This is a genomic window from Lysobacter sp. 22409 (assembly GCF_052045105.1).
Lineage (GTDB): Bacteria > Pseudomonadota > Gammaproteobacteria > Xanthomonadales > Xanthomonadaceae > Lysobacter > Lysobacter antibioticus_B.
The window spans coordinates 1-4,798 of the sequence record NZ_JBQEOE010000095.1; the positions used below are offsets into that span (position 1 = coordinate 1).

Annotated in this window: 5 protein-coding genes; 2 read left to right on the forward strand and 3 right to left on the reverse strand. The window is 66.6% G+C overall.

Features of this window, described 5'->3' with window-relative positions; all coding sequences use genetic code 11:
- The first annotated feature begins 642 nt into the window (after positions 1-642).
- A complete protein-coding gene (kbl, locus tag ACTJJK_RS23005; RefSeq protein ID WP_031374241.1) occupies positions 643-1,863 on the forward strand; it encodes a glycine C-acetyltransferase in 1,221 nt (406 codons plus the stop codon).
- Positions 1,864-1,891: 28 nt separating this feature from the next.
- On the forward strand, positions 1,892-2,281 hold the full coding sequence (locus ACTJJK_RS23010; RefSeq protein ID WP_031374240.1) for a hypothetical protein: 390 nt from the start codon (positions 1,892-1,894) through the stop codon (positions 2,279-2,281).
- On the opposite strand, the gene ACTJJK_RS23015 is transcribed toward ACTJJK_RS23010, so the two are convergent.
- The 3 genes from ACTJJK_RS23015 to ACTJJK_RS23025 all read right to left on the reverse strand — a co-directional run.
- The gene (locus ACTJJK_RS23015) at positions 2,278-3,009 is read right to left on the reverse strand and encodes a pseudouridine synthase (protein WP_051885448.1); all 732 of its coding nucleotides are present in this window, start codon (positions 3,007-3,009) and stop codon (positions 2,278-2,280) included. The genes ACTJJK_RS23010 and ACTJJK_RS23015 overlap by 4 nt on opposite strands.
- A gap of 172 nt (positions 3,010-3,181) precedes the next feature.
- Positions 3,182-3,709, reverse strand: coding sequence for a hypothetical protein (locus ACTJJK_RS23020; protein WP_031374238.1), 528 nt, complete (start codon positions 3,707-3,709; stop codon positions 3,182-3,184).
- A gap of 333 nt (positions 3,710-4,042) precedes the next feature.
- Positions 4,043-4,798, reverse strand: a 756-nt coding sequence (locus ACTJJK_RS23025) for an OmpA family protein (protein ID WP_031374237.1), incomplete at its 5' end; no start/stop codon positions are given.

Below are 4,798 nucleotides of genomic sequence, written 5' to 3' on the forward strand. Positions count from 1 at the left end.
AGCCCTTTTCTTTGGTTACCTTTCTTTTGGGCTTAGCAAAAGAAAGTAACCCGGCCGCGTAGCGGGCGGAAGCTCTGCACTTGCTTATAGCTTTCATACAAACAAGATCAAACGATAAGAGCTTCCGCCACTAAAGCGGCGGGTTACTTTCTTTTGTCATAAGCAACAAAAGAAAGGTAACCAAAGAAAAATGCTTTCGTTTTGAATCACAGGCCCGCACGATCGTTGCCGACGCAGGGCTTTTTCATACGGGACATCCCTGTCCCGATGAAAAACGGCCCGCATCCATGCGGGCCGCCCTCCGGGTCTTCCATTGCCTTCGCTAGTGCGAATCGGCGCGCAGCAACAGCAAAATCCCCACAACAACAGCTACAGCCACGATCACGGCTACAGCCCAGCTGCGACACCGCCCCCCTACGCGTTCGATTGGCTAGCGCAATCCCTGGCCGCCGGCGGCGATTTCAAGAACCGGCCGGCGCAACATCCTGCCAAGTACGGATTGGCCGCCCACCCGCCCGCGCTGCAGAGGCAATGGGCCGCTTGGGCACGCGAGGGCCAGGCCAACGGCATGAACGCAGCCGACGGGCCTGGGTAAAGGGTCTGGAATAGAATGGCGGCTTTCCTCCCCATCGGAAGCCGCCCGTGTCCGACGCATCGAGCCTGACCAAGCCCGCTCTCACGCAACACTACGCCGACACCCTCGACGAGATCCGCGCCCAGGGTCTGTTCAAGGCCGAACGCATCATCACCAGCCCGCAGTCGGCCGAGATCGTTCTCGAAGACGGCCGCACGGTGCTGAACTTCTGCGCCAACAATTATCTCGGCCTGGCCGATCACCCCGAGGTGATCCAGGCGGCGAAGGACGCGCTCGACACGCACGGCTTCGGCATGGCCTCGGTGCGCTTCATCTGCGGCACCCAGGACCTGCACAAGCAGCTCGAGAAGACCATCTCGGACTTCTTCGGCACGCAGGACACCATCCTCTACGCCGCCTGCTTCGACGCCAACGGCGGCCTGTTCGAGCCGCTGCTCGGCGAGAACGACGCGATCATCTCCGACGCGCTCAACCACGCCTCGATCATCGACGGCGTGCGCCTGTGCAAGGCCAAGCGCTTCCGCTACGCCAACTGCGACATGGCCGACCTGGAAAAGCAGTTGCAGGCCGCCGATGCCGCCGGTTGCAAGACCAAGCTGATCACCAGCGACGGCGTGTTCTCGATGGATGGCTTCATCGCCCCGCTCGACGAAATCACCGCGCTCGCGAAAAAGTACGGCGCGCTGGTGCATATCGACGAGTGCCATGCCACCGGCTTCCTCGGTGCCAGCGGCCGCGGCTCGGCCGAGGTCAAGGGCGTGATGGACAAGATCGACATCTTCACCGGCACCCTCGGCAAGGCCATGGGCGGCGCGCTCGGCGGTTTCACCACCGCCAGGAAGGAAGTGGTCGAATTGCTGCGCCAGCGCTCGCGTCCCTACCTGTTCTCGAACTCGCTGCCGCCGCATGTGGTCGCCGCCGGCATCAAGGCTTTCGAGATGCTCTCGGCGGCCGGCGATCTGCGCGAGCAGTTGGTCGAGAACACGCGCTATTTCCGCGAGCGGATGACCGCAGCCGGTTTCGACATCAAGCCGGGCGTGCATCCGATCAGCCCGGTAATGCTGTACGACGCGCCGCTGGCGCAGAAGTTCGCTGCGCGCCTGCTCGAAGAAGGCATCTATGCGATCGGTTTCTTCTTCCCGGTCGTGCCACAGGGCCAGGCGCGCATCCGCACCCAGATGTCGGCCGCGCACACGCGCGAGCACCTCGATCGCGCCATCGCCGCCTTCATCAAGATCGGTCGCGAGCTCGGCGTGATCAAGGCCTGAACCCCTGGCCTGATCGGCCACTGAGCGCATGCGCGTCGTCCTGCGCCGCCGCCTGTTGCAGGCCGTGCGCACCGACGCGCTGGCGCGCCTGGACGACGGCGTCTGGCGCACGCGCTGCCTGCACTGCCGGTGTGCGCTCGCCCTGAGCGAGGACGGTGCCGCGATCGGCTCGGCCTCGCTCGAACATGTCGTGCCGAGCGCCTGGTTCGGCCGCCGCGCCGCGGCGGCCCTGACCGCAAGGGTCGGCGAGGATGCCGACGACCCGCGCAACCTCGCCCTCGCCTGCACGCGTTGCAACCACGGCAAGGGCGCCAGCCACGACGCACGCGGCCCGGGCGACGCGCGCGCCTTCGAGGTGGTAGCGAACTTGCTCGACGCCCGCCTCGCGCGATGGCGCGACGACGACGCGCCTCCCTAGTCCGACCCGACCAGCGCCGCCGCCTCGGCGGCGCTGAGCTCGCGCCATTCGCGCTTGCCGAGATCGCCGAGCAGCAGCGGGCCGATCGCGACCCGGACCAGACGCAGCACTTCGATATCGAAGGCGGCGAGCAGGCGCCGAATCTGCCGGTTGCGGCCCTCGTCGAGCACGATCTCCAGCCAGGCATTCTTCTCGCCGGCGCGCAGCAAGGTCGCCGACTTGGCGCGCAGGCGCTCGCCCTCCTCGATCACGCCTTCGTGCAGCGCCGCCAGCAAGGCCGGCGCGGGCAGCGTGTCGATCTGGACGTGATAGGTCTTGTCCGGCCCGAGGTCGGGATCGGTGATGCGCGCCGCCCATTGCGGGTCGTTGCAGAACAGCAGCAGGCCTTCGCTGGCCTTGTCCAGGCGCCCGACCGGCGCGAGCCACGGCAGGCCGGCGCCGTCGAAGCAGCGGTAGACGGTATCGCGGCCGCGTTCGTCCTGGGCGGTCGTGACCAACCCACGCGGTTTGTTGAGCATCAGGTAGATGCGCGGTGCGGCATCGATGGCGTTGCCGTCGACGGCAACGCGATGGCGGCCCTGCACGATCGGAAACTCGGGATCGCGGACGATGCGGCCGTCGACCGCGACGCGGCCGGCGGCGATCCATTTCGCCGCTTCGCTGCGCGAGCACAGGCCTTGCTTGGACAGCACGCGGGCCAGACCGTGTCGGGGCGGAATCTTGTTCAAGGCGAGAGCTTGTTCAAGGCAGAATCTTGTTCAAGGCGCTAAGCGGCTTTGGATGGCGGGAACGCAAGGCGATGCGGCTTCGATGCGGGCGCCACGCCAAATCCGGATCGTAAAAGCGAAACGGCCGCGAGCAATGCCCGCGGCCGTAAGCAGCGCGTCGCAGTGGCGAGGCTTACTTCTTTTTCTTCTTGTCTTCGACCGGCGCCGGGGCCGGCTCGACCACCGGGGCCGCGGCCGGAGCGGCGGCGGCCGCAGTGCCGTTGCCCTTGGCCACGCGCACGCCCTTGGCCTTCATCCAGGCGCTGAACTCATCGGCGGTCATGCGCTTGCCGCCCTGGCTCATATCGAAGCGCCACGGCGTGTTGTCGAACTGGGTCTTGGGCTTATAGGCGGCCGGGTCATTGACCGAGGGCATGCCGGTCGATGCCGGCGTGGCCTTGGCGACGTTGCAACCATCGAGACGGATGCGCAGCAGCACCTGGTCGACCGAGAGCGCTTCGTCGAGCGCCTGCGAGAGCACGCCGGTCGGCGCGCCGAGCTGATGCGAGGGAGCGACCAGTTCCGGCGAGATCGGTGCGATCAGGGTCGGCTGCACCGGCTGCGCGCGGGCGGCGGTCAAGGCCGCGCAGTTGCTGGCGCCTTGCGCCTGCGCCGCTCCGGCGATGAGGAACAACGTCAATCCGGCGATGGCGTGGCGCATGACTCTCTCCCGTAGTTCTGCCCGGGCGCGAATACCCGGACGTCGTGCAAAGGCTATACGCCAGTGTAGGCGCGGGGGGCGGATCGAACAACCGGCGCGAACGTCGTCGCGCGCACGAGCGCCGGCCGCATTCGCCACGCATACGGGCGCTTTGCCCGGGCCGTCGCGCGCTCGTCGCTCGATCGCCGCGCGCTCGCGCTGGTCGATGACGTTGCCTTCGCCGTCGCCGCTCGGGCAGCAGTGCGCCATGCAGGGGTCGAAAAAAACGAAGCCCGGCACAAGGCCGGGCTTCGGGTGTTGCGGTGCAGGTTCCGAAGAACCCGCGGGTGTCGCTTAGTTCTGGACGTTCAGCTCGGTGCGACGGTTCTTCGCACGGCCTTCCGGATTGTCCGAACCGTCTTCGTTGGTGTTCGGAGCGATCGGACGGCTCTCGCCGTAACCCACCGGACCCACCAGACGGCCAGCGTCCACGCCATTGCTGGTCAGGTAGTCGTACGCAGCCTTCGCGCGACGCTCCGACAGCTTCTGGTTGTACGCATCGGTGCCCTTCGAGTCGGTGTGACCGGCCACCTCGACCTTCAGGTCGGGGTAACGCTTCAGGATCTCAGCGGCTTCGTTCAGGATCGCCACCGCGTCAGGACGCAGCGTGGCCTTGTCGAAGTCGAAGTTGACGCCCTTCAGGTCGATCGTCACCGGCACCGGGCAGCCGTCCGGACCGATGGTCTGGCCAGCCTGCGAACCCGGGCACTTGTCGTCGCAGTTGTTCACGCCGTCGCCGTCGTCGTCCTTGTCGGCGCAGCCCGGCTCAACCACCGGAGCCGGACCGACCGGAGCGGTGGGTTCCGGACCCAGCGGCACCACGATGCCGACCGAAGCCAGCACGTCGCCGAACCAGTCTTCCGACGGAGCGTTGACGCTGCTGTCGTCGAAATCGGCGCGGTATGCCAGTTCGGTACGGATACCGACGCGGCCCAGGTCGCCCTGGATACCGACGCCGACCTTGGCGGCGAAGTTGCCGTCCTTGCGGTCAGCCGGCGACAGCGGCGACGGGATGAAATATTCCTCTTCCGAACGCTGGTAGCCCAGGCC